This is a genomic window from Cupriavidus sp. 05N38, from assembly GCF_056397345.1.
The window spans coordinates 78,402-101,833 of record NZ_JBFTNF010000025.1 but is presented as its reverse complement, the minus strand read 5'-3'; the positions used below and the strand labels follow the sequence as shown (position 1 = coordinate 101,833).

The window sequence follows — 23,432 nt, the reverse complement described above, 5'->3', positions numbered from 1 at the left end:
GCCAACGTCAATGTCAACGTCAACCAGAACATCCTCCAGCTGCAGAGCGTCAACGTGAACACGCTCAACAACGWCGGCGTGATCGGCTCCGGCCTCGGGCTGGCGATCGATGTCAATCCTTCGCAATGGGCTGCCACCCACGCCAAGGTCTGAACGACACGCGCCGCGCCCCGTGGAAGCCCGCTGGCTTCCACGGTAATTCGCTCATGGCTACGCAGGAAACGGGGCAACCCTGGTTTCGCGAAGCGAAGCAACGGTCGGATTCGCCGATGGCAAGGTACCCCGGGACGATCCCTTTCCTGCGCGGGCTATCAGTGCTCGTGGGGTTTGGATGGCTTTAGCTCCGGGACGGTAACGGCGACAGTTTCGCTGGTAATGATCTTGTGAACCGGATCGGACAGCTCGAGCAGGATCTTGTGCGCGCCGGGTTTCAATCCAACCAGGATGATCGGATCCTCGCTTGTGTGGGCCCAGGTTCCGTGCCAATCATCGACCGTCACGTGAAGGTGGCCGAGATGCGGCGATACCTCAACGGCGTTCTTGCCGAATACCGGCATGATTCGCATGTTCTCGGTCCGGTACTGAATGATGACGACCCCGCGAGCCAATGCCTCGGCTAGCGGCGGATACGCAATGAGTTTTGGCGCCGGCTCCGATTCCACGGGAATCACAGCCGGCGGACGGCCTTCCGCGGTCTTGGCCGGCTCCGCGGCATGGGCAGCATTGGCGAGGACGCTGATCGAGAGAGCGAGCGTGGCCGCGAAAAGAGCGTTTGAGCGCTTCATGGGGAACTCCTGGGTTGCGAACGGAAAAAGCGCCAGACCAATCGACTGGAATTGATCGCGGCAATGTTGGTCACAGTCGGCGCGCAGCGGAGGATCGCATTGATGCTGCTCGCTGCCGGGCTACCGGACGCATTTGACGCGACGGATGTATCCCGCCTGTAGCGCGCGAGGGGCGTCGACGTAAGGGCATGTGTCGCCACCGCGGGGAGATACACACCGATACGAAAATCCTGCTTCAGGGGCCAGCACGTTCCTTGAGCGGATCCAGTGTTTTCCCTTGTTGCCGCAAGGAGAGGATTCCCGCTATCCCTGACGGTTAGTTCGTCAAATCAGTGGGTCGATAGCCGGCCACCACCTTGGCCTTGCCAACGGTGTAGCCGGCCGCTGCGGCAGCCTTCTTGACCGTTCCCGTATTGCCCGTTGCGGTGAGCGTCGGGTTGTACTGGTCGTAGGCGGCCGTGACGCCGAAAGGACCCGCACTGTAGGCCAGGCCGGCGCCATGGCCGGAATCGCGCCGGAACTGTCCCGGAACTGTCCCGGAACTTCGCCACCCCCCTGGCACGCGCGAGAAACTACTGCGGCGTGTAGGGCGTGCCAAGCGCCTTCAGGAGTGCCTGCTGCGCGGCGACGGCCTTGTCGCTGACGGCGAATCCGTGCAGTACGCCGCTGTCATCCTGGAACACGAGCCGGCGGCCGCCGTCGACGGTTTCCTCCTTCCAGGTCCCGGCCGTGGACTGCGGAGGCCGTACCACCGAGATCGGGTAGGCCGGCGTCTTCACCATGATTGGCATGGCAGGAAAGTCAATCGGGGTGCGCGTGCCGGCGATGGTGGCAGCGATGCTGCGGGCAGCGACCAGGATCGGGCGGATGTAGGGCAACCAGCGGCCATCGGCGTACTGCGCGCAGTCGCCCATCGCGTAGACGTTGGGTGCGCTGGTCTGGCCGTGATCGTCCACGCGGATGGCGTGATCGACGGCGATGCCGGAAGCCGCCGCCAGGTCGGTGCGCGGACGCAGTCCGATGGCCGACAGCACGGCATCCACGTCCTCGTGGCTGCCATCGGCCAGCGACACGCGATAGCCATCGGCGGTGCGGTCGATGCGGCGCACGGTCGTGCCGAGTTTCCACGCGACGCCCTCGCGCGACAGCGCGCCGCGCATGCCTTCGCCCAGGGTCGCCGGTACCAGCGATGCCAATGGCTGGGGCGACGGGTCCACCATCACCGACGCGATGCCGCCATGGACAAGGTCGTTGGCGAACTCGCAACCGATCAGGCCGGCGCCCATGATCAATACGCGGCGCGCGCCGTCGATCCGCGCGCGGAATGACTGGTAGTCGTTGAAGGTGTTGACTGACATCACGTCGGCAGCGCCATCGCCTTCGATGGGCAGCCTGACAGGTATCGCGCCCAGCGCCAGCATCAGGTCGCTATAGGCGTGGGTGCCGGCGGATGTGTGCACGCAGCGGCTTGCGGTATCGATCCGTTCCACACGCGTCTGGCGGAGCAGCGTGAGATTCAGCCGCTCGATCATCGCCTCGTAGGTGCCCGTGATCAGGTCGCCGAAAGCCTTGTTCTGCGCGAACGCGTTGGAGATCATGGGTTTACTGTACGCATCGCCGCCATCTTCGGTGATCAGCAGGATCGGCCGGGTGGCGTCGAGCTTGCGATACGCGCCTGCAAATGCAAAGGCGCCATGCCCGGCGCCAATAATGATCAAAGGGTCCATGGTTTGTTCTTTAGCCAATTTCAGTCATTTCGAAGGCTTCCTTGCTGAGGCCGCATTCCGGGCAGGCCCAGTCGTCCGGCACATCGCTCCAGGGCGTGCCGGGAGCAAGCCCGTGCTCGGGGTCGCCGAGGGCCTCATCGTAGACGAGGCCACAGACGATACATTGCCAGACTTTCATGAGAGGTTCCTTCTTAAAATGAGGTGACGACGTGCCGCCCGCGCGGAGCGGCACCGTGGTGTGAAGGGAAGTCGACCGCACCGGCGGACAGGGCCGCGCTTACAGGTAGTCTTCGTCTTGCAGCAGCATGTCTTCGAAGAACGCGCCGAATCGCTTCTGCGGATCGCGTACGTGGATCTCGAGGATCCAGCGCATGGACGACGGGCTGGCTTCGAGTTCGGCCAGCGAGCCGGTGTGGATCGTGGCATGAGGGAAGTCCGACACGCGGTGACCCGGCAGGTCGAAGTTGAGCTCCCAGCCCATCGACCTGGCGATGCGGTCGGCTTCCGCATAGAGTGCCTGGCCGGTCAGGCGGTCACGCTTCCAGATATTGCGTACCTCGTGGAACAGCGCCTCGGCATCGCGCGCGCAACGCTCGTATTCCTCATGCTGACCCACCACGAACGACGCACCGCCGTCGCCTTCCCATGCATCCACGCGCGGGGCGATGTCGACGAAGAAGATGTCGTTTTCCTGCAGGATCACGCCGGGCTCGGAAGCCTGCTTCATCGGCTTGATGGTGTTGCGGCCGAAGCGGACGCGCGTGGGGTGCCAGCTGAGGGCGAGGCCGGCGTCGAGCATGACGCGCTTGGCCATTTCGACGGCATCTTCCTCGACCATGCCCGGCTTGACGCGCGAGGCGATCCTGGCGACAGCCTCGCGGGTCTTGTTGCGGGCCAGCAGCATGCCATCGACGGAAAAGGCCGGGCCGACGCGCTCGGCGAGGGATGCGGGAACTGCGCTCATTCTGTTTTCTCCAGTGGGAAGGCCGAAACGGCTTCGAACCTTGGGTGAGATTGTTCCCGCGATCACCTTGGAAGACAGCGCTGACGGACGGCCGGGAAGCGCCAATCTGCGTGGCTTTCATGCCAGCTGCGGCTGCTCATGACGGTAGTCGTGTTTTTCGTGCCAAAAGGCGTGGGATTCCGGCTATGCGCATCGTGGGCAACGACATGCGGCAGATCTTCAGGAGACGGTTCGGGGTGTCGCCGCAGCAATATCGAGCAGGAACGTCTCCACGCCGGCCGCGGCCCGGCTGTCCACGCGCGCCGAGATCGATCCGGGGACTGGCCGAAAACCACCGCCATTTGGCCGGAATCCCCCTCTGCGGCGATGCCGCCGCGCGTCCGCGATCGCCATACTCGTCCGCGATGCGCGCAACCCGGCTCGCATCCACTCATTTGGCAGACGACGTCATGTTCAAGCGATCCTCCCTGTTTATCCTCATTGTGGCGAGCCCCTTGCTGGCCTCCGCGCTGGCCAGCGCGGCTACCGCCGAGCCCGCCGAAGTCACGCCCGACGACTACTTCCATACCGGCGCAGGGGCCCGGTATCTGCGTCGCGCTGACGCAGATCTCGTGGTTCAACCCTTGCGCGGGAACATCACCGTGCTGATGGGTTCCGGCGGCAACATCACGGTCCTTTCCGGCAAGGAAGGAAAATTCCTGGTCGACGCCGGCATCAGCAAGTCGCAGGAGAAACTGCGCGCGGCGCTGTCGAAGATCAGCCCGTCACCGCCGAAGTTCGTCGTGAACACGCATTGGCACTGGGATCACACCGACGGCAATGCCGGCATGCATGAGGCGGGCGCCACCATCGTCGCGCAGGAGAACACCTTCCGGCATCTGACCGAGACCACGCATGTAAACGCGTGGAACTGGACCTTCGATCCGGTACCGGAAGCCGCCCGCCCGACGCTGCTGGTCAAGAACGAAAAGACCTTCGATTTCGGCGGTACCCGGGTCGAGGTCGAGAACTTCGGCCATGGGCATACCGACGGCGATCTGTGGGTCTACTTCCGCAAGGCGGATGTACTGGCTCTCGGCGATACCTTCTGGAACGGCTTCTACCCCTATATCGACAACGAGGATGGCGGCAGCATCGATGGCGCGATCAAGTGGGCCAACCAGGCCGTAGCCCGTACCACCGCGCGCACCATCGTCATTCCCGGTCACGGTGCGGTCGGCACGCGCACGCAACTGATCGAATTTCGCGACATGCTGGTCACGGTCCGCAACAACGTGGCCACACTGAAGCAACAGGGCAAGTCGCTCGACGAGATCATCGCCGCCAGGCCGACGGCCGCCTTCGACGCGAAATGGGGCAACTTCGTGTTCAACGGCGACCAGTTCACGAAAATGGTCTACGCCGGCCTCTAAGGGCATCCGCCGCCCCCCGCCAACGGGGGCGGCGCGATGTCCCATCATCACCCCCGCATGAAGCAGATGTTCCCGATATTGAGTTCGTGACGCGCCCGCCCGAACTGCTGACGACGCGGCAAGTCCGGGGTCTGTTCAGCTTCAGTTGCTCCGCGGATCGCCATTGCGGCAACAGCCCCTCAACAAACACTCATCAGCTCCACGGGACGGGAATCGAAAGATTGCACTTCCCCATCGCGTGGCGATCGCCGTGGGAACGGTGATGGCAGGAGCCATTGGCGCTTGTTACGAAGGAACCACAAGCGCCCTAAAGATTGGCGCGGCCTTGCCGTTGAAACCGTAAATCGGAGCAAGGCGCGCTATCTGCCCCGTCGAGCCATCGCCCACCGGGTGGGATCGATTCCCCCCCTACATTGAGAGTGAATGATGAAGCACTTGCGGGTTAGCACCAGTTTGATGGTCATACTTGGCTTATTTGTCGTCCTCATGGCGATCAACAGTCTCCTGGCTTGGCGAGGCCTGCACGACACCACCGGATCCCTCGCGCGCATGATCCATTCGACCGAGGAAATCCAGGCCGCGAACGCGGCGTTTGCCGCCACGCAGCGTGCCCGTGTCTCCCTTGCGGGCACGCAGAGCGCCGCGCGCTCGGGTCAGGAGGATGCCGCCAAGGATCTGATCAAGACGGTGGCCGCGCGGCTGGAGCAGGGGCAGCGGCAAATCGAGGTGTTCGCCGCGTCGCCCAGGGATAACCCTGAGGACGTCGAACTTGCCAAGAGGGTGGTGGCTACGTACCAGGCGCTCAATGAGAGCGTCAGGGCCGAGCAGAGCGCCGTTGTCGCGGGCGACACCGCGCTGTATGACAAACTTTCCGCGGTCCAGAGCATTGCCGCATCTCGCGCCTTCAATGCCGAGCTTGAAAAGCTCGCCAAGCGCTCGGCACTCAAGAGCGATACGGGGTAGTTTCGAACAGAACGCGGACAATGAGATCGGTGCGCTCGCCGCCGCCGGGAAGCGCATGCAGGACGGCCTCATCGAGGTGATTGGCTCTGTCCGTGCGTCCACCGAATCGGTTACGGTCGCGTCCCGACAGATCGCGGCCGGCAACGCTGATCTGTCGGCACGCACGGAACAACAAGCCAGCTCCCTCCAGGAGACGGCTTCGTCCATGGAAGAGCTCACCGCCACCGTCAGGCAGAACGCCGACAACGCTCGCCAGGCGAATCAGCTTGCGGTCTCCGCATCGGACGTCGCCGCCAAAGGCGGGGCGGTAGTGTCCGATGTGGTACAGACCATGGAGTCAATCGACGCGTCGTCAAAGAAGATTGTCGACATCATCAGCGTGATTGAAGGCATCGCGTTCCAGACAAACATCCTGGCGCTGAACGCGGCCGTGGAAGCCGCGCGCGCTGGCGAACAAGGCAAGGGCTTTGCGGTGGTGGCCGCCGAGGTCCGCAGTCTGGCGCAGCGCTCGGCGTCCGCGGCCAAGGAGATCAAGGCACTGATCGACGATTCGGTGGAGCAGGTCACCACCGGCAGCCAGCTCGTCGAGCAGGCGGGCGCGACGATGAACGAGATTGTCCAGAGCGTCAAGCGAGTCACCGACATCATGGCCGAGATCTCGGCGGCAAGCCAGGAGCAGACATCGGGCATTGAGCAGGTCAACCAGGCAATCACGCAGATCGATGAAGTGACGCAGCACAATGCCGCGCTGGTCGAGCAGGCAGCTGCCGCCGCCGGCTCGCTGGAAGATCAGGCAGGCAGGCTCAAGCAAGTGGTGAGCGTGTTCAATATGGGGATTGGGCCGAGGCTCGCACGGTAAGCTTGCCTGCGTTCAGGCAGATAGGAGCCCTCGCATCAGTCCGGCGGAGTAGTGGCACGTTTGCAAGCGCGAAATTGAACCCACCTGGCATTTGCGGCTGAGCGTGGGCAGGCTTGCTTGCGCAACCACCATTTGCGGACGCAAGCACGATGGACAACGAGAGCCAAGGTGAGCCGAAACTAGTGCCCGCAATTCTGGAAAGCAATCCGGGCATTCTCGCGCGACTCAACCACGCAGTCACGTCCTTCGCGTTTTGCCAGGTAGAGAGCTTCGTCTCCGACACGGAAGAAGTGCCGCAGGTCAGCAAAGGTACGGCATCCGAGTTTATCTTGAGCGTCCGTTGCGACCCCAATGCTGACGGTCAATTTCGCCGGAACACTGCTGGCCCCGATATGCAGACTTTGAACCGCGACCCGGATGCTGTCGGCAACCATGACCGCACCCTGCGCATCGGTATCCGGAAGCAAGATGGCGAACTCTTCGCCTCCGTAGCGACCTGCATAGTCGCCCGGTCGGCGGATATGTTGCTGGATGCAGTGCCCGACGGCGGCCAGGGCGTCGTCACCGGCTAGATGACCGTATCGGTCATTGAACTGCTTGAAGTGGTCGACGTCGACCATCAGCAAGGAGAGCGGCGTACCGGCGCGCCGGGCCCGACGCCATTCCTTGTCTGCGGCGTCGTCAAGAGCCCGCCGGCTTCCAACGCCGGTGAGCCCGTCAGTATCGACCATCCATCGCAGATGGTCTTCCATCTTGAGGCGGCGCTGCCACTGACGCGACAGCATGACAGCGAGGCCAATGATCAAGGTGCCAACGCCAACGACAAGACCAGCAAACAACCACGCTCGCCGATGCCACTGCGCAAGGACATCATGAACGGAGAGGCCAACCACGATCACAAGCGGATAGTCGGGAACCCGACGATAGCTGTAGAGACGTCGCACGCTATCGACCGCGGCCACACCGATGAAGTTGCCATCGGTGCCCTGGAGCAGGGGCCCAAAGGAGGCGCTATCTGAAATGTTGCGTCCAATATCGTCCTCACCGTACGGCCGGCGCATGATGACGGTGCCGTCGGTCCGGAGCAAGGTGAGGGTTCCGCCCGCGCCTAGATTGACGCCGTCAAAGAGCTTGCGAAAGTAGTCCAGGCGAAGCGTGCCGACTACGATGCCCGAAAAAGTGCCGTCGCGGGTCTCGAGGCGTCGGCTCAGTGCGATGGACTTGTTTTCCGTTGTCAGTCGCGGTTGAAACGGCCGGCTAAGAAACACGCCGCTGTATGCCGCTTCGGCATGGACCTGAAAGTAGTCCCTGTCCGAGACGTTGTTGCGCCGAGGCGGCCAACTCGTAGAATCCAGCACGAGGTTTCCCTGCGCGTCGGTTGCTAGCAGCGAACCCATATCCTCGGCGTTCATGGAGCGGTCAAAGATAACGCGTTGCCGCAACTGGGCAGGCATCGCCATGACTACCGGATCCTGCATGGTCTCCATGACGCCACCGAGCGCTAGCTCATAGATGTGCAGGTTGCGCGAGATGCTTCGTTCCAAAGTCAGGGCGACGTTCGAAGACGCCTCGCCGGCGCCGACCAGGGCGTCGCTGCGCATCTGGATGAGCGCGAATGCAACCAATCCCGCAACGGCACACGTCAGCGCAATCGCAGCCGGAACGATGAATGCTGCAGGGGAGTGGCGAGGACGACGCTTCTTTGGTAAGTGACTAAATAACCTCATCCACTCTTCCGTTCTCTAATCAGGCGTCATTGTAGTGCCGCTTGGACTTGCGATGACCGCCGGTGAGTATCGCGCACGGATGGCGTGGGCAGCTAACGGCCGACGGCCTGGCTCGTCTTGGTTTTGCGTGGCATGACATGCGCCTAGGCGACATGTTGTGCCCTAAGCACAAAATTCCTGACGGGCCCGTCTACGCACCGTACTGGCGGCGGCCCGTATTGCCGGGGCGGCGCGTGCCTGCAAAACCGTGTTCGCAAACACATTCCGTAGTGCGATTCGGCAATACACACGCCTCCCGCAAAATGGGACAAGCCCAAGAACGACGAAGCTCGCTCCATTCCCGATGAAAGGGAAAGCACATGTCGATGGAAACGAAATGCCCGTTCATGCATGCCGCGGGCAGCGGCACGTCGAACCGGGACTGGTGGCCCAATCAACTGAACCTGAAGATCCTGCACCAACACTCGCTCCTCTCCGACCCCATGGGCAAGGACTTCAACTACGCCGTCTCAATCGAGTCGCTTGCCATCCCGCGCTGCCGACGGCCGGGACGACGGAAATCGCACGCGCACGCGCAGGCCTGCGTTGCCGGGGGCCTGGCCCAGTTCGACATGGGCACCGTGCCGGTCGGCAATCTGCTTGACGATCGACAGCCCAAGGCCGCAGCCATCGGCCCGCGCGCCGCGTGCGCGATAGAAGCGGCCGAAGACCTTGTCTCGCTCGTCGGGCGGGATGCCCGGCCCGTTGTCATCGACTTCAAGCACGGCGTCACCCGCCGCATCACGCGTGACCGACACATCGATCTTCCCGCCCTCAGGCGTATAGCGGATCGCATTGTCCACAAGATTGGAGGCAAGCTCGCGCAGCAGCAGGGCCTTGCCTGTCATCCACACGGGTGCGCTGCCGTCGAAGCCGAGGTCGATCCGCTTGTCGAGTGCCTGCGGCAACAAATCAAAGCTCGCCTGACGGGCGAGTTCCACCAGATCCAGTTCCTCGTCGTCGACAATATGCCCCGCCTCGCTGCGCGCCAATGCCAGCAGTTGCTGGATCATGCGCGAGGTGGCATCGGTACTGTCGTGTATCTCCTCGACGATCTGGCGCATGCGTTGCGCATCGGACTGCGCCAGCGCCTGCGCGGCCTGGGTCCTGAGCACCGCGAGCGGCGTCTTCAGCTGGTGCGAGGCGTCGGCGATGAATTGCCGGTGCGCCTCGTTGATCTGGCGCTGGCGCTGGGTGTGCAGGTTGATTGCCTCGACCAGCGGAACCACTTCGCGCGGCACGGTCTGCGTCGCGATGGGCGTGAGGTCGGTCTCGTCGCGGCCCTTGATCTCGTCCCGGATGCGCCGCAAGGGCAGCAGGCCGCGCCGCACGCCGAGCGCGATCAGCAGCGCAGCCACAACGATCAGGGTCAGCTGCATCGCGCTGGCGTCGACCAGGATGCGCTTGGACAACGCCTCGCGGGCGCCCGTGGTCTCGCCGACCTCGATCAGTAACGGGCCGCAGATCCTGGCGTCGTAGACGGGCCGCCGCAGCGCCACCAGCCGCACGGGTTCCGCGTTGTACACGGCGTCGAGGAACAGCGGCGCATCGTCCTGCGGCGGCCTGGGTGGATCGGGAAGGTCTTCGTGGCCGGTGAACACCTTGGGCGGGTCGAGACAGCTCACCTTGTAGAAGATGCGGTCCTGCGAGCGGGTTTCCAGCATCTCCAGCGCGGCGTATGGCACGTCGACGCTGAGCTCGCCGTTCTGCACCGATACCCGCTCGGCGATGGCGAGCGCCGAGCCAAGCAGCGTGCGGTCGTAAGCCTGGTTGGCCTGCTCCAGCGTGCGCACGTAGCTGATGCAGAATCCGACCGCCCAGACGATCACCAGGGGAATCAGCAGCCACCGAAGAAGATGGTTACGCAGCCGGATCATCGCTGGCTTCCAGGCGATAACCCAGTCCGCGCAAGGTGCGGATCAGCGTGCCGCTGCCCTCCAGGCGCTTGCGCAGCCGGTGCACATAGATTTCCACGGCCTCCGCGCTGACGGCGTCGTCCAGCGAGCACAACTGCGCGCACATCTCCTGCTTGCTGACCGGCCGGCCGGCGCGGGTGATCAGCGTTTCCAGCACGCCGTGCTCGCGCCGCGGCAATACCAGCGGCTGGCCCGCCACGGTGAACTCCATGGCCACGCTGTCAAAGCACAGGCGGCCGAGTTCGAACAGCGCATGGGTGCGTCCCTGCCGGCGCCGCGCGATGGCGCGCAGGCGGGCGACCAGTTCGGTCAGGTCGAATGGCTTGGGCAGGTAGTCGTCGGCGCCGGCATTCAGCCCGCGCACGCGATCGGGCGTCTCCCCCGAGGCGGTAAGGATCAGGACCGGGACATCGTCGCCGCGCGCCCTGGCGCGGCGCAGCACCTCGATGCCGCTCAGGCCCGGCAATGCCAGGTCGAGTACGACCACGTCGTAGCTTTCGGCCTGCAGCAACTGATCGGCATGGAGCCCGTCGGAAACCACATCGAGCACCATGCCTGCGGCTCCCAGCGCCTCCATCAGCGAGCGGGCCAGTTTCGGGTTGTCTTCGACGAGTAGTGTGCGCATGGGCTTACTCCCGGGAGGAAACGCCAGCGCCCGCGGGAAATGCATTGGCGTAGATATAATGATGCGCCGACTCGGGCAGACTTGGGGGGGAACATGGCATTGAGAGCATGGTTGAGCGGTCTCCTCTTGTTGCTGACACTGGTCACGGCGAAGGCGCAGGTCCCGCAGAATTATCCCGGTGACTATGCGGCAACCATCACGGCCGCCCGCCAGGAGGGCAGGGTCGTCGTCTATTCTCCCACCGACATGGCCGAGGCCAGGTACCTGATTGCCGATTTCAAGTCCATGTACCCCGGCGTGGAGGTGGAGTACCACGACCTCAACAGCACCGAGATCTACGACCGCTTCCTGAGGGAAATCCAGAGCCGCAGCGCCACGGCCGACGTGCTGTGGAGTTCGGCCATGGACCTGCAGGTCAAGCTGGTCAATGACGGCCATGCCTTGCAGTATGCCTCCCCCGAACGCGCCCACCTGCCGGACTGGTCCGTGTGGAAGAACGAGGCCTGGGGCACGACGCTGGAGCCGGCCGGCTTTGCCTATAACAAGCACGCGCTGCCCGCGGCCGAGGTGCCACGCACGCATGCCGGTTTCATTCGCTTGCTCAAGGCGGATCCCGCGCGCTTCAAGGGCCGCGTCGTCACCTATGACCCGGCGGCCTCCAGCCTCGGCTTCCTGTTGGCCACGCAGGACGCCAAGGCGTCCGGCATGCTGTGGGAGGTAGCGCAGGCGCTGGGTGCCAGTCGCGCGCGGCAGGCGCCCAGCACGGATGCCATGCTGCAGAGCCTGTCCTCCGGTGAAAGCCTGCTGGCGTACAACGTGCTCGGTTCCTACGCTGCCAGCAGGATGCTCGCCGATCCCGCCATCGGCCTGGTCTATCCGCAGGACTACGTGCTGGTCGGCTCGCGCATTGCCTTTATCCAGCGACGCGCGGCGCATCCCAATGCCGCCAGGCTCTGGCTCGACTACATCCTCTCGAAGCGCGGGCAGGGCGTGCTGGCGAACAAGATGGGCTTGTTTGCGTTGCGCAGCGATGTGGCCGGCGGCGGCAACGCGGCGGTGTTTCGGCTTGACGCAGGCAGCAACATCCGGCCGATCGCAATCGGGGTCGGCCTGATGGCCTACCTCGACCGAAACAAGCGGCAGGACTTCCTAAGGCGCTGGAACGATGCGCTGGCGCGCTCGCCCTGACCCTATGGGTGCGCGAGCGCTTGCCGCCATTGCAGGATGAAATCCCGGTAGTTCTGATTGTTGAGGTAACCGATCAGGTCGGGGCCGACCGCGATCGGCCGCAGGCTGGCGCCAAGCGTCTGTCTCAGGCGCGCCGCGGTGTCTTCGCCTTCGACGTCGTCGCGCACGGCGAACAGGCGCGCGTTATTGGCAATCACGGTCTGGCCGCGCTTTGACAGCAGATAGTCGACCCACAGCTTCGCGGCATTCGGATGCGCCGCCTTCTTGCTCACCACCATGATGCGCGACATCACCAGCGTGTAGTCCTTCGGAAACACATAGCCGATCGATGGGTTCCTGCGCGCCTGCGCGAGCGTGTATGCGCCGAGCAGGTTGTAGCCGATCAGGGCCTGGCCGGAAGCCACGCGCCTGACCATGGCGTCGGTGGTCAGGTCGAGCCGCACACTGCTCTTGCCCAGGGCGCGGGCGACATCCCAGAAGTCCTGCGACACGGCGACATCCTGCGTTGCCAGGAAGAAGCCGAGCCCGGACTTCTCGATGTCGTAGCTGACCACCTTGCCCTGGAAGCGTTTCGGGTCCGCATTCAGCAGCCGCGCCAGATCCGCGTGCGTCTGCGGCACCTCGCCGGCTTTCAGTTGCGCCTTGTTGTAGGCAAGGACGACCGGCTCGTAGGTGGTGGCGAAGGCCTGGTCCTTCCAGTTCGCCCACTTGGGCAGGCTGGCCTTCTCCGGCGAGTCGTAGCGCATCGCGTAGCCATTGCTGACCAGCGCCGCCTGCTGGTCCATGGCCGAACTCCACAGCACGTCGGCCGATTCGCCGCCAAGCTGCGTTTCGGCGACGAACCGGTGGTATAGCACGGTGCTGTTCAGGTCCTCGTACGTGACATCGATGCGCGGGTACATCGTCCGGAAATCCGCGATCAGGACGTTGGCGACGCTGGCATCGGTGGTCGAGTAGATCACCAGCCGCCCTTCGTCTTCAGCGGCCCGGACGGTCGTCGCATAGGCCGGTGCATAGCCTGCCGGCACCCTGCCTCTGGCCGCATAGCCCATCAGCTCCCCGGATTCCCCCGGTTCCTGTGCCTGGCCGAGCGAACACAACAGTCCCAGTCCCATGGCGACAAGGAGCTTCATGCCTTGCCTTCGGGTGCGTACGGTGCGCGCAGCGGCGGCAATCGCCTGCGTGGACGGGATGGATTGGATGTCGTCGTGCATGGAGGGATGCCATCAAGGCGCATGGCCAACGAGGGGAATGACGCCGAGTACGACGGTGGCGATCAGCATGACCAGCGCCGCCGACAGCGCCCAGAGCATGGTGTAGCGCTGGTGGTCGCCGAACTCCACCTCGGCCAGGCCCACCAGCAGATAGGTCGAAGCCACCAGCGGGCTAAGCAGATGCACCTGCTGGCCGATCAAGGATGCGCGTCCGATCTCGGCGGCGCCGATGCCGTAGACCGCGGCCGCCTTGGCGAGGATCGGCAGGATGCCGAAGTAGAATGCGTCGTTAGAGATGAAGAAGGTGAAGGGGACGCTCAGCACGCCGGTCACGATCGCCATGTAAGGACCCATCCAGGGCGGCACCGCGGCAATCACGCTGGCCGCGATCGCATCGACCATCTTGGTGCCCGACAAGATGCCCACGAAGATGCCCGCCGCGAAGATCAGGGCCACCACCGGCACGATATTCCCCGCATGCGTGCTGATTCGTTCCTTCTGTTCGGCGAGGTTCGGGTAGTTGATCATGATCGCAATGGCCGAGGCCACCATGAACAGGACCTGCAGCGGCAGCGTGCCGAGGATCAGCAGTACCATCAGCACCACCGTCAGCAGCAGGTTGACCCACAACAGCCTGGGCCGGGCGATGCTCGGGTCGCCCATCGCCACGTCGGGCGCGGCAAGGCCGGCGGCCGCGCCGTCCAGGGCGATCGCACCGAGCCGCCTGCGTTCGCGACGCCCAAGGATGAACGCCACGAACAGGCCCCAGCAACCGGTAACGACCATCGGCAGGATCATCGGCACGAAGATCAGGCCCACGTCCACGCCCAGCGCGCTTGCCGCGCGCGCGGTGGGTCCGCCCCAGGGCAGGATGTTCATCAGCCCGCCGGCCATCATGATCACGCAGGCCAGCACGAGGCGGCTGATGCCCAGCCGCTTGTAGAGCGGAAGCATGGCGGCGCAGGTGATCATATAGGTGGTCGACCCGTCGCCGTCGAGCGACACCAGCACCGCCAGCACGAAGGTACCGACCACGATCTTCATCGGATCGCCGCCCACCAGCCGCAGGATCCGGCGCACGACAGGGTCGAACAGCCCGGCGTCGATCATCAGGCCGAAATACAGGATGGCGAACATCAGCATCACGCCGGTCGGCGCGAGCTTCTTGATGCCATCCAGCATCATCGGGCCTAGTTGCATGCCGAAGCCCCCGATCAGCCCGAATACGATCGGCACCAGGATCAGGGCGACCATGGCCGACAGGCGCTTGGTCATGATCAGCGCCATGAACACGATGACCATCGAGTAGGCAAGCAGGGTCAACATACCGCGTTCCTCCTGTTCCTAGGCCACGAACTGGCACTTGGAAGCCGCCGTGCGCGTATCCATGTTCCGGCCCCGGTTGAGGTGATCGTCGATCTCGGCGGCGCAGCCGAGCATGCGCGGGTACAGGAAGATCGTGAAGGCAGCCGTCTCCAGCGCACTTTCCGTGTATTGCCCGCTCTGGTAAGGCTGCCACAACATCTTGAGCAGCAGCGCGGCGATCACGGCGTCGATATTCACGCAGTAAACATTGCGCGACACACCCTCGTCGAACAAGGTCTGCACCAGTGTGCGGTAGAACGCGTGGAACACGTTGTACTCGCCGCGCTCGGCGAACAGCGTCGCGATGAACACTTCACGCGGGTCGTGGTTCACTGGTTTGTCCTTGAACACCGGGTGGTTGACGCCAGGGATTTTCTGGATGTCAAGGCTGCCCGTATTCTTCTTGTTTGCCTTGTAATCAGCATAGTGCTTGACGTAGCGCTGCGCGAGTGCTTTGAGGTCGATGCCGTGGTTGGGGTTGCCCGGGTCCTTGAGTCCCGCATCCCTGAACTGCTCGATCAGGAACGCGATGCCCTCGTAGCCGTTGCCGCCATGCGCATAGCCGGTGTGGGTCAGGAAGCCGACCAGCCCCTTGTTGAGCTGCACGCGCTCCGGGTCTTCCGGGCCGTCGGCGGACACCGCGCCCTTGGCGCCCTGCGCCGAGATCGTGCCCGGCCCGTTGCTCAACAGCAGCCCGACCAGCACCTGGAATGCGTGCAGATCTGCCGCATTGGCCGGCAGGCCCAGCAGTGCGATGAAGGCAACCTCGCTGATCGAGCGCTGCTCGAGGATGTCGCGGGTCGCCATGCCGCAGAAGCCATCGGCCGTGTGCTGGTCCGCCGGAACGGAGGCGCCGATCAGCGCGCCGAACAGGCGTATCCACCATGGCAGGCTCTCCGCGGTGATCCGCGACACGCGCTTGCGCTTGAGCGGGCCCCAGGCCAGCGTGGTGGCGATGGCGGCCAGTACGGCATCTTCCGTCGGATGTCCGGGCAAGGCCTGGAGGTAACGCACGAACACCGATCTGGCCCCCCGCGCTTCCAGCCCTTTGAGCATGGCGGCAGCACGGTCGTCGGGCCGATCCGCGACGAACAGGCCCGGCGATTCAAGCCGGACCCTGCCGGTGTCGAAGTCTTCGTCCATCGCGTCACCGAGGCCGGCCGCGGCGAAGGCGTCGATCAGCATGCGCGTCAGGGCGCGCGCGCGCTCCTGCGTGCGTGGACCGAGGATGCTGGCGGCCGCGGCCAACACGCTGTTGGGCGCATTGCCGGCATCGCGCGAGGCTTGGGCCGCCGCCAGGGCAGGGTGGCCGTGCAGGTTCAGCGAGGCAGCCACGGCCACGTTGATCAGCTTCTGATCGTTGATGCCGCCGGGCTCGTGCAGCAGCGCAAGGCTTACGTTGACTTCCAGCGGATACTGCGCCGCATCGAGCATCGATACCCCGTGCAGGCTGGTCAGCTGCGTCCTGGCATCCATCTGCGAAACGCCCGAGGTRTCCTTCATCGGCTGGCGCGGCAGCACGGCGCCGATCTGCTGGTCGAGCGCGCTGATCTGCTGGCCGTACGGCGCGGGYGCCTGCACCACGGGCAGGTCGAGATCGGCCGGCAGCGACAGGCCCTGGCTGGAGCTGAACCAGGGCTTTAGCTCCATGGTGCCTTCGGGCTCGAAATCGGGTTCCACGCCGTTGGCGCGCATCACGGCGGTCAGTGCGGCAGGAATGTCGGCAATATTGACCACAACCGCGCCCTTGGCCGAGAACACCGGGTTCCTGGGCGTGAACAGTCCGTCGACGCCGAACTTCTCCATAAACCAGCGTTCCTTGGATTCGGCGTCGTCGCCGCCGCCCGCCATGGCGCCGGCATGGCCGACCGCGCGGGTGAGCCTGCTCTTCCAGCGCCCCACCACGCAGGCCACCACCGGCTTGGTGAAGGTGGCATCGCGCTCATAGAAGCCGCCTGGCTCGCAGTACAGCACGGCAGCCTTGCTGCGATCATCGTTGGCCAGCGCGTGGGCGAATTCCGGCGCGGCATAGTGGATGTAGACGTCCTTGCCGCTCGATATCAGCGTGGTCGTGCCCCAGCCCGCCATGCGCATGTACTGCGCAATGGTGGTGGTGAAGCTGCCGGAGTTGGACAGGATTGCGATCGAACCCTTGCGCAGCGTATCGCCCGGCGCGTCGCCGCCGAGGGCRCCGCCGATGCGTACCTGGTTCCAGGCATCGGCCACGCCGAGGCTGTTGCCACCGAAGATATCGATGCCGTTCAACTGGGCCAGGGCCCGGATCTCGCGGGCATCGTGCACCGACATCTTCTCGGTCGGGATAAAGATCTTCTTCAGCTCCGGATTGACCCGCACCAGTTCGACCACGCCATCGTCGGCCGCGGACGGCGGCAGGTAGACCACGCCGCAATTGAAGCGATGCCCTGCCTCCAGGCCTTCCCGCACGTTGTTGTAGACGGGAATCGGCCCGGCGGGGGTGTCGAGCACCTGGCCCCTGCGGCCGGGCGAGGTGCCGAACACCACATTGCCGCCCGAGTAGGCATGGCCTACGGGCGTGACGTCGCTGGATTCCCCTCCCATGATATTCAGCACACACACGCGATCTTCGCGTGTCGCCACCTCGGCCAATGAATTGATGCCGACGAARTACTTGAAATCGCTTACACCCTTGATGCGCATCGCAGTCTCCAGACAGTGACTTCAGGCGGTCACATTCAATCGGGCCGCGACYTGCTCACGGCCACCGGCTTTCATCCACGCATCCACCTTGCGGGCATGGTCGACCACCTCGCTCATGGCCGAGTCGAAGCCAAAGCTGACGTAGGGAAGGCCCAGCGACTCGCAGGTGTCGCGCAGCACGGCCATGCCGCGCACCAGGTTCGGGCCGCCGCGCCCGACCACCACATACAGCGGTGAGGGGCCGTATTTGCCGAAGTGCTCACGCAACGCGTCGGCCATGGCACGGAAGGTCTCGAAGATGTCCGTGTTGTTGGACTTGCCGCCGATGATGAACAGGACGTTGCTCTGCTTGAGCCAGTGCTTGAAGCAGATACTGGCGACAGCCTTCATTTTTTCGTACGGTGGATTGCCGCCGAAATCGGATGAGATGATCGCGTCGTCGCCCAGCATCTGCGTGACCAGCGAGTTGGCGCCGCCACCGAACGTCGGGGCCAGGATGGTTCCCTTGTCGTTGATGATGTACACGTCGCTCTGGCCCTGGTACGTGCGCAGCTGATTGATCTCCTGTTCGAAGGGCGATGTGTCGGCGGCGAACAAATGCGCGGGCAGGTTCAGGCGTTGCCAGCGCGGATCGTCGTGGTCGAAGCCGCATTTGAAGTCGCAGGCCACCGGCGTAAGCCGCCCGCGCTTGTCGGCGCGCATGCGGATCGGGTTGAGTTCCAGCGTGGTCATGCCGTAGTCGTGGAACAGGTCCCACAGGTTGGGCAGGAACTGCACCAGCGGGGAAATGATTTCCTTCGGTGCGTTCAGGCGGCTCAGCGCGTTCGCCACCACGAAGGCCTTGAGACCGGTCAGCGGGCTGAACGGCACGCGCGCGATCTGGCTGTTGTCGAGCTCCTCGATCTCCATGCCGCCGTGATGGGTCAGGGTCATGGTCGGCGCGCGGAATTCGGTGGAATCGGTCAGCGAGAAATAGATTTCATGGTCGGAAGGCACGCCGCCTTCGAACGTCACGCCATTGGCCTTGGCGCGCTGGTAGCCGTGCTGGTGTTCGACGAAATACAGGCGTTCCTTTTCCTTGAGCGCCGAAGCCAGGTCGCTGACGCGGCCAAGCAGGCCGGCCTTGCCCTTCTTGCCGACGCCCCCGCGGAAGACGGGCTTGATGAAGACTTGCTTGTGGCGTTCGATCAGGTCCTTGATCTGGTCGTCGTTGGCGTCGGGCCCGAGCACTTCAGCGGTGGGAAAACCCACGAGCTGCAGCAACCGCGCGCCGTGAAGCATGCCGGTGATTTGCATGGTGTCTCCTACATCTATTGACCACTGATGGGAACCAATGCTAGTTCACCGAAGCTTTCGCCAGCCTTTCATCCGGGGCTAGGGGATTTCCCGCATGCCTGCCGCGCGAGCGGCGCCTCGCATGAGCACTGCGTTGCGCTTTTTCCCGCGCGCGGTTCGCGGACAAGCCCCGCTGCCTTCATGCACGGCAGGTTGCGGCCGGGGGCGAGTCAGTCGAGTGAGGTCACGGCACCCGAGCCGGCGCCGAAGTGGATCTCCCGCCGCACGCGATCTGCGTCAGCGCCAATCCGGAACGGTATTGCCATGGCGGCCGTATTCCGTCTGCCCGAGCCGGAATCGGTTGAATCCAGATCCATCCGTCGATGGCGGCATCAGATGCAGATCCACTCCGGTTGAAAAAAAACTACAGCCTTTCAAATACGCCGGCCGACTGATGAATAAGACAAATTGAATAGGGGCAGGCATAAAACCGGCGTGGGCAATACGAATGACAATCTTCGTGACCAGACATGAAAAATTTGTCACCTCGCGTGCTAAATCATGTCAATTGACATCGATTTAGGTGTCAACCATGATCGCTCGCGGCCACAGGGAACGGTGGCCTTATCCCGCGAATTGAATGGTGAAATGTGTTCGCCGGATACATATAAGACATAGATAAATCTAGCGTTCCCATATAAAAAGAAGGGTCAACAACGCCATGCAATTCCTTGCTCATCAACGTGGGCCGGCCTCCCTATTGGCCGCGATTTTCCTTGTGACCGCATGTGGCGGAGGCGGCGGTGGCGATGGCGCCGCGGCACAGTCGTCCACGCCGCAGGCGCAAGCCTATACGCCGCTGTTCACCTCCGATACGCCGCTCATGGAGCAGATCCAGTATCGCGAACCGGACGGCACACTCGTGACCTTGATGGGCTCTCGCCCGACCGAGCGTCACGCGCGCGAGCGCGGGGAACCATGGGACGCGCCCGATGCGGGTCCCGGCCGCTACCTGACGTTTCCGACGTTCTACTTTCAGAACCGTACGTTCGGCATCGAGATTCGCGACGGCGTGCCTGCCGGCCGCCAGCGCATCGAGATGTACCTGCGCGTCAACCAGGGCATCTTCGATGGCACCACGTTCAGTCTCTTCCGCAATGTGCTCGACCCCACGGTGCGCGACTACGGTTGGTCGCTGAACTATGGCTTCAATAATCCGAAGGAAGGTGGGCTGCCGATCTGCCGCGAGGCCCAGCCACGCGAAGACTGCATGATGGTCGTCGATTCGAACTGGCGTACGGATCCGCATAGTCCGCTGAAGATTGGCGACAAGGTCGAACTTGCGCCGGCGCCGAGGCTCAAGCGCGATCCGGTCGTCGATGGCGGGGGCAGCCGCTACTATTCGTTCGAACAGCTCTACATCGTGGGCGTGGGCATGCGCCCGTGGTACGGCATTGCGCCCAATCTCGACTCCGAGCCGTTGCCCGACGACACGCTGCTGGGCGGCCAGGCCAGCATTTCGTACAACTACTCGGAGGAGCCGATGCGGGTCTTCCAGCAGATGGCGAACAACATCGGCATTGCCAATACGCAGCGTTTTGTCGAAGGTCGCCGCCTGTTCCACACGTCGTTCGCGGATGGCACGCACTCGGAGCACGACAAGGACAACCCGGTATTCACGGCGCACATCGGCCAGCTCGGCCCGCGCTACAACCAGCCGCGCTGCATCGAGTGCCATACCAACAACGGGCGCAGCAAGGCGTCGGGCATTGGTGCCGGGCTTGATACGATATCGTTCCTGACGGCAACGGCCGATGGCAAGCCGGATCCCGTCTATGGCCACAACGTGCAACAGCATGCGCAGAACCCCGCCGCGCCTGCCTATGACGTGACCGTGCAGTCGTACGAGACGACGGTGCGCACATTGCCCGAGGGCGAGAAGGTGGAACTGGTCAAGCCGGTCTATGCGTTCAAGGGCCCCACGCCGGCGAGCTTTTCGACGCGCCAGGCGCCGCAGGTCATCGGCATGGGCCTGCTCGAGGCCGTTGCCGAACCAACCATTCTCGCCCTGGCCGATCCGGACGATGCCAATGGCGACGGCGTGAAAGGCGTGCCGAACTTCGTCGTCGATCCGGAGACGGGCAAGACGCACCTTGGCCGGTTCGGCTGGAAGGCCTCGAAGGGAAGCATCCGGCAACAGGCGGCGGATGCGCTGATGAAAGACATGGGTGTCACCTCGCCGGTACTGCCGGATCGTGGTTGCCAGCGTGGCGCGCCGGATTGCCGCGGCTCGACCGTCCCCACCTCGGTCAGCGAGACTGAACTGCAGCGCCTGTCGACCTATCTGTCGCTCATCGGCGTGCCCGCCCAGCGCAAGCTGCGCAGCGGCTTCCCGGATGGCGTGCGCGTGTCGCCCGAGCATGATGTCGACCCGCCATTGATCGCACGCGGCGGCGATCTGTTCACGCAAGTCCGCTGCGTGGCCTGCCACACCCCGACCATGAAGACCGGCAATACGCACCCGTTTGCCGAACTGCGCGAACAGACGATCCATCCATACAGCGATCTGCTGCTGCACGACATGGGTCCGGGGCTGGCCGACACGCTGGCGGAAGCACGCGCCTATCCCAGTCAATGGCGGACCGCGCCGCTGTGGGGCATTGGGTCGCTGCGCTTTGTCCAGGGCGCCGACACCAGTGTGCGCCTGCTCCATGACGGTCGGGCGCGCAGCCTGGCGGAAGCCATCCTCTGGCACGGGGGGGAGGCGACGGACAGCCGCACGCGCTACGAGGCCCTCCCGAAGGACGACCGCAACGCGATCGCAGCGTTTCTGCAGTCCTTGTAATCCGGGTCGCCTGCTCGCTCCCGCAGATTGGCGTGAGCAGGCTCTCACAGTCTTCTTTCGGAATTTCCAATGAATGCGCGCAACGTGATCGGCCACGGTCTGCTGGCCATGGCGATGGCCTTCGCCATGGCGGCATGCGGTGGCGGCGAGGATGCCTCCGCACCGAACAGCGGCAACGGAGCCGCCGGCAATGGGGGGAGCATCGCACCCGCCACGCCTGCCACGCCGCCTGTATCGACGCCAACCATCAACAAGAGCGCCAAGCGAGGCGTGGTCTACGATCTGGCCAGCGCGGCCGACTTCGCCGCTCTCGCACCCGGCGTATCCTGGTGGTACAACTGGGCATCGCAACCGGCTGCCGCGGCGCCTGCCGACGTCAAGGCTGCCTATGGGATGGACTACATTCCCATGCTCTGGAACGGGAGCTTCGACGCTGCCGCCATAGAGGCGTATCTGCGCGCCCATCCAGGGATCCGGTATCTGCTGTTGATGAACGAGCCGAACCTGGTCGACCAGGCCAACCTTGCGCCAGCCGCCGCCGCTGCCGCGTGGCCTCGCTACGAGAGCATTGGCGCCCATACCGGCGTGAAGCTGGTGGGTCCCACCGTGACATGGGGAACAATGCCTGGCTTCGAGGATCCGGTGACGTGGCTCGACGCGTTCTACACGGCGTATCGCGCAGCCAACGGCAACCGGGATCCGCAGATCGACTACCTGGCCTTCCACTGGTATGACTATGGCCTGGGCGGTCAGCTCGATCGCCTTGCCAAATACGGAAAGCCGTTCTGGGTAACCGAGTTTGCCAACTGGCACTCAGGCAGCGATGGCGCGCAGATCGACACGCCGGACAAGCAGAAGCAGCAAATGCAGGACATGGTGGCGACATGCGAGCAGCGCCCCGACGTGTTCCGGTACGCGTGGTTCACGGGTCGATGGGGCAGCGATGTCCATTTCACGGGCCTGCTTGCCGCCGACGGCCAGTTGACGGCGCTTGGCCGGTACTACCTGAGCTTGCCGTACTGATTCGACTCGGGGCCGGTTCCCTGTTAGACCAGCCGCATTCAGCGATAGTGGCCATGGCGCTCCAGCACCTCGATCTTGTAGCCATCGGGGTCCTGGATGAAGAAGAAGCGGGCCAGCAGCGTGTCGCCGTCCTTGAACTCCTTGACGGCAAGCGGCTGGTAGCCGGCCTGGACCAGTTCGGCATGCCGGGCCGCCACATCGTCCACGACGACCGCAACGTGGCCGTAGCCGTCACCATGGGTGTAGGGCTCCTGGCGGCCCTTGTTCCAGGTGAGCTCGATCTCGGCATCGTTCTCGGCATTGCGCAGGTACACCAGCGCGAAATCGGGAAAGTCCAGCGTATGCGACGGCGTCATGCCGAGGACGTCGCGGTAGAACTTCATGGACGCTTCGAGATCGCGCACGCGAATCATCGTATGAATGAACTTGGCCATGGTGATGGGCTCGAGGAGCGTTAGTGGGTGATGCGCGATGGCTTGGGGTGCGGGAACACCTGGGCTTCGGCCGGGCTGTCGGCGGGCCTGGCGCCGCCCTCCAGCCGGTCGCATTTGCGGCGCAGGTAGCGCAGGCAGGTCACGCGCAGGAAGGAGGTGAAGTTCAGCACGTCGCCCCTGTGCCGCAGGATCTCGTCGTGGAACTGCACGATCAGCGCATTGGTGGTCATGCCTTCCTCCGCGGCCAGCGTCGAGAGCGTGTCCCAGACGAAGTTCTCGAGCCGGATGCTGGACTGCACGCCATGAATGCGGATGGAGCGCGTGCGCGATTCGTACAGGATGGGATCGGCGGTGATGAAGAATTCGCACATGGGCGGCTCCTGGCGGGATCG

General features: G+C 64.0%; 18 protein-coding genes and 2 pseudogenes. 6 read left to right on the top strand and 14 right to left on the bottom strand.

Features of this window, described 5'->3' with window-relative positions; genetic code table 11:
• Positions 1-311: 311 nt before the first annotated feature.
• The 5 genes and pseudogenes from AC1DK4_RS19290 to AC1DK4_RS19270 form a co-directional block, all read right to left on the bottom strand.
• Entirely contained in the window at positions 312-785 is a 474-nt protein-coding gene (locus AC1DK4_RS19290; protein WP_441620640.1) for a DUF6130 family protein, read from the bottom strand.
• A gap of 337 nt (positions 786-1,122) precedes the next feature.
• Positions 1,123-1,323, bottom strand: a pseudogene (locus AC1DK4_RS19285) (porin); the annotation flags it as partial.
• Positions 1,324-1,357: 34 nt separating this feature from the next.
• Positions 1,358-2,512: an FAD-dependent oxidoreductase gene (locus AC1DK4_RS19280; protein ID WP_441620639.1), complete on the bottom strand. Its 1,155-nt coding sequence runs from the start codon at positions 2,510-2,512 to the stop codon at positions 1,358-1,360.
• A 10-nt stretch (positions 2,513-2,522) separates the two neighbouring features.
• Complete coding sequence (locus AC1DK4_RS19275) at positions 2,523-2,690, bottom strand: rubredoxin (RefSeq protein ID WP_441643368.1); 168 nt, start codon at positions 2,688-2,690, stop codon at positions 2,523-2,525.
• Positions 2,691-2,789: 99 nt separating this feature from the next.
• Positions 2,790-3,476 carry a M24 family metallopeptidase gene (locus AC1DK4_RS19270; protein ID WP_441620635.1) on the bottom strand — a complete coding sequence of 229 codons (687 nt, stop codon included), beginning with the start codon at positions 3,474-3,476 and terminating at the stop codon, positions 2,790-2,792.
• Positions 3,477-3,661: 185 nt separating this feature from the next.
• Here AC1DK4_RS19270 and AC1DK4_RS19265 point away from each other — a divergent pair, with 185 nt between their 5' ends.
• From AC1DK4_RS19265 to AC1DK4_RS19255, 3 genes and pseudogenes are all read left to right on the top strand, one after another.
• A complete protein-coding gene (locus tag AC1DK4_RS19265) occupies positions 3,662-4,888 on the top strand; it encodes an MBL fold metallo-hydrolase (RefSeq protein ID WP_441620633.1) in 1,227 nt (408 codons plus the stop codon).
• 423 nt (positions 4,889-5,311) lie between these two features.
• A complete protein-coding gene (locus AC1DK4_RS19260) occupies positions 5,312-5,851 on the top strand; it encodes a Tar ligand binding domain-containing protein (RefSeq protein ID WP_477131706.1) in 540 nt (179 codons plus the stop codon).
• A 13-nt stretch (positions 5,852-5,864) separates the two neighbouring features.
• Positions 5,865-6,710, top strand: a pseudogene (locus tag AC1DK4_RS19255) (methyl-accepting chemotaxis protein); the annotation flags it as partial.
• 179 nt (positions 6,711-6,889) lie between these two features.
• Here AC1DK4_RS19255 and AC1DK4_RS19250 read toward each other — a convergent pair.
• The 3 genes from AC1DK4_RS19250 to AC1DK4_RS19240 all read right to left on the bottom strand — a co-directional run bounded on the left by AC1DK4_RS19250 (position 6,890) and on the right by AC1DK4_RS19240 (position 11,017).
• Complete coding sequence (locus tag AC1DK4_RS19250) at positions 6,890-8,437, bottom strand: sensor domain-containing diguanylate cyclase (RefSeq protein WP_441620629.1); 1,548 nt, start codon at positions 8,435-8,437, stop codon at positions 6,890-6,892.
• Between the two features lie 509 nt (positions 8,438-8,946).
• Complete coding sequence (locus tag AC1DK4_RS19245; protein WP_441620627.1) at positions 8,947-10,353, bottom strand: sensor histidine kinase; 1,407 nt, start codon at positions 10,351-10,353, stop codon at positions 8,947-8,949.
• Positions 10,337-11,017, bottom strand: a complete 681-nt coding sequence (locus AC1DK4_RS19240) for a response regulator (protein ID WP_441643367.1) — start codon at positions 11,015-11,017, stop codon at positions 10,337-10,339. Before AC1DK4_RS19240 ends, AC1DK4_RS19245 begins: the two co-directional genes overlap by 17 nt.
• Positions 11,018-11,110: 93 nt before the next feature.
• Here AC1DK4_RS19240 and AC1DK4_RS19235 point away from each other — a divergent pair, with 93 nt between their 5' ends.
• Positions 11,111-12,205 carry an ABC transporter substrate-binding protein gene (locus AC1DK4_RS19235; protein ID WP_441620623.1) on the top strand — a complete coding sequence of 365 codons (1,095 nt, stop codon included), beginning with the start codon at positions 11,111-11,113 and terminating at the stop codon, positions 12,203-12,205.
• A gap of 2 nt (positions 12,206-12,207) precedes the next feature.
• Here the strand turns inward: AC1DK4_RS19235 and AC1DK4_RS19230 are convergent, their stop codons facing one another.
• From AC1DK4_RS19230 to AC1DK4_RS19215, 4 genes are read right to left on the bottom strand one after another with little or no spacing between them, the layout of a single operon-like run.
• On the bottom strand, positions 12,208-13,419 hold the full coding sequence (locus tag AC1DK4_RS19230) for an ABC transporter substrate-binding protein (protein ID WP_441620621.1): 1,212 nt from the start codon (positions 13,417-13,419) through the stop codon (positions 12,208-12,210).
• 12 nt (positions 13,420-13,431) lie between these two features.
• Complete coding sequence (locus tag AC1DK4_RS19225) at positions 13,432-14,745, bottom strand: CitMHS family transporter (RefSeq protein WP_441620619.1); 1,314 nt, start codon at positions 14,743-14,745, stop codon at positions 13,432-13,434.
• A gap of 18 nt (positions 14,746-14,763) precedes the next feature.
• Complete coding sequence (locus AC1DK4_RS19220) at positions 14,764-17,463, bottom strand: CoA-binding protein (RefSeq protein ID WP_441620618.1); 2,700 nt, start codon at positions 17,461-17,463, stop codon at positions 14,764-14,766.
• Positions 17,464-17,484: 21 nt separating this feature from the next.
• Positions 17,485-18,759, bottom strand: a complete 1,275-nt coding sequence (locus tag AC1DK4_RS19215; protein ID WP_441620616.1) for an ATP citrate lyase citrate-binding domain-containing protein — start codon at positions 18,757-18,759, stop codon at positions 17,485-17,487.
• Between the two features lie 757 nt (positions 18,760-19,516).
• Between AC1DK4_RS19215 and AC1DK4_RS19210 the strand changes: the two genes are divergently transcribed.
• Both AC1DK4_RS19210 and AC1DK4_RS19205 read left to right on the top strand, forming a co-directional pair.
• On the top strand, positions 19,517-21,583 hold the full coding sequence (locus AC1DK4_RS19210) for a di-heme oxidoreductase family protein (protein WP_441620614.1): 2,067 nt from the start codon (positions 19,517-19,519) through the stop codon (positions 21,581-21,583).
• A gap of 69 nt (positions 21,584-21,652) precedes the next feature.
• The gene (locus AC1DK4_RS19205) at positions 21,653-22,606 is read left to right on the top strand and encodes a glycosyl hydrolase (RefSeq protein ID WP_441620612.1); all 954 of its coding nucleotides are present in this window, start codon (positions 21,653-21,655) and stop codon (positions 22,604-22,606) included.
• Positions 22,607-22,644: 38 nt separating this feature from the next.
• Here AC1DK4_RS19205 and AC1DK4_RS19200 read toward each other — a convergent pair whose 3' ends face one another.
• Positions 22,645-23,040, bottom strand: coding sequence for a VOC family protein (locus AC1DK4_RS19200; RefSeq protein ID WP_441620610.1), 396 nt, complete (start codon positions 23,038-23,040; stop codon positions 22,645-22,647).
• 20 nt (positions 23,041-23,060) lie between these two features.
• Positions 23,061-23,411, bottom strand: a complete 351-nt coding sequence (locus tag AC1DK4_RS19195) for a ribbon-helix-helix domain-containing protein (protein ID WP_441620608.1) — start codon at positions 23,409-23,411, stop codon at positions 23,061-23,063.
• Positions 23,412-23,432: the final 21 nt, after the last annotated feature.

What these genes read in the sequence shown, in the direction of transcription:
- AC1DK4_RS19240 (WP_441643367.1), bottom strand. Translation starts at nt 11,017, where the DNA reads ATGCGCACACTACTCGTCGAAGACAACCCGAAACTGGCCCGCTCGCTG.
- AC1DK4_RS19260 (WP_477131706.1), top strand. Translation starts at nt 5,312, where the DNA reads ATGATGAAGCACTTGCGGGTTAGCACCAGTTTGATGGTCATACTTGGC.
- AC1DK4_RS19270 (WP_441620635.1), bottom strand. Translation starts at nt 3,476, where the DNA reads ATGAGCGCAGTTCCCGCATCCCTCGCCGAGCGCGTCGGCCCGGCCTTT.
- AC1DK4_RS19205 (WP_441620612.1), top strand. Translation starts at nt 21,653, where the DNA reads ATGAATGCGCGCAACGTGATCGGCCACGGTCTGCTGGCCATGGCGATG.
- AC1DK4_RS19245 (WP_441620627.1), bottom strand. Translation starts at nt 10,353, where the DNA reads ATGATCCGGCTGCGTAACCATCTTCTTCGGTGGCTGCTGATTCCCCTG.
- AC1DK4_RS19225 (WP_441620619.1), bottom strand. Translation starts at nt 14,745, where the DNA reads ATGTTGACCCTGCTTGCCTACTCGATGGTCATCGTGTTCATGGCGCTG.
- AC1DK4_RS19200 (WP_441620610.1), bottom strand. Translation starts at nt 23,040, where the DNA reads ATGGCCAAGTTCATTCATACGATGATTCGCGTGCGCGATCTCGAAGCG.
- AC1DK4_RS19235 (WP_441620623.1), top strand. Translation starts at nt 11,111, where the DNA reads ATGGCATTGAGAGCATGGTTGAGCGGTCTCCTCTTGTTGCTGACACTG.
- AC1DK4_RS19250 (WP_441620629.1), bottom strand. Translation starts at nt 8,437, where the DNA reads ATGAGGTTATTTAGTCACTTACCAAAGAAGCGTCGTCCTCGCCACTCC.
- AC1DK4_RS19275 (WP_441643368.1), bottom strand. Translation starts at nt 2,690, where the DNA reads ATGAAAGTCTGGCAATGTATCGTCTGTGGCCTCGTCTACGATGAGGCC.
- AC1DK4_RS19265 (WP_441620633.1), top strand. Translation starts at nt 3,662, where the DNA reads ATGCGCATCGTGGGCAACGACATGCGGCAGATCTTCAGGAGACGGTTC.
- AC1DK4_RS19280 (WP_441620639.1), bottom strand. Translation starts at nt 2,512, where the DNA reads ATGGACCCTTTGATCATTATTGGCGCCGGGCATGGCGCCTTTGCATTT.
- AC1DK4_RS19290 (WP_441620640.1), bottom strand. Translation starts at nt 785, where the DNA reads ATGAAGCGCTCAAACGCTCTTTTCGCGGCCACGCTCGCTCTCTCGATC.
- AC1DK4_RS19230 (WP_441620621.1), bottom strand. Translation starts at nt 13,419, where the DNA reads ATGCACGACGACATCCAATCCATCCCGTCCACGCAGGCGATTGCCGCC.
- AC1DK4_RS19195 (WP_441620608.1), bottom strand. Translation starts at nt 23,411, where the DNA reads ATGTGCGAATTCTTCATCACCGCCGATCCCATCCTGTACGAATCGCGC.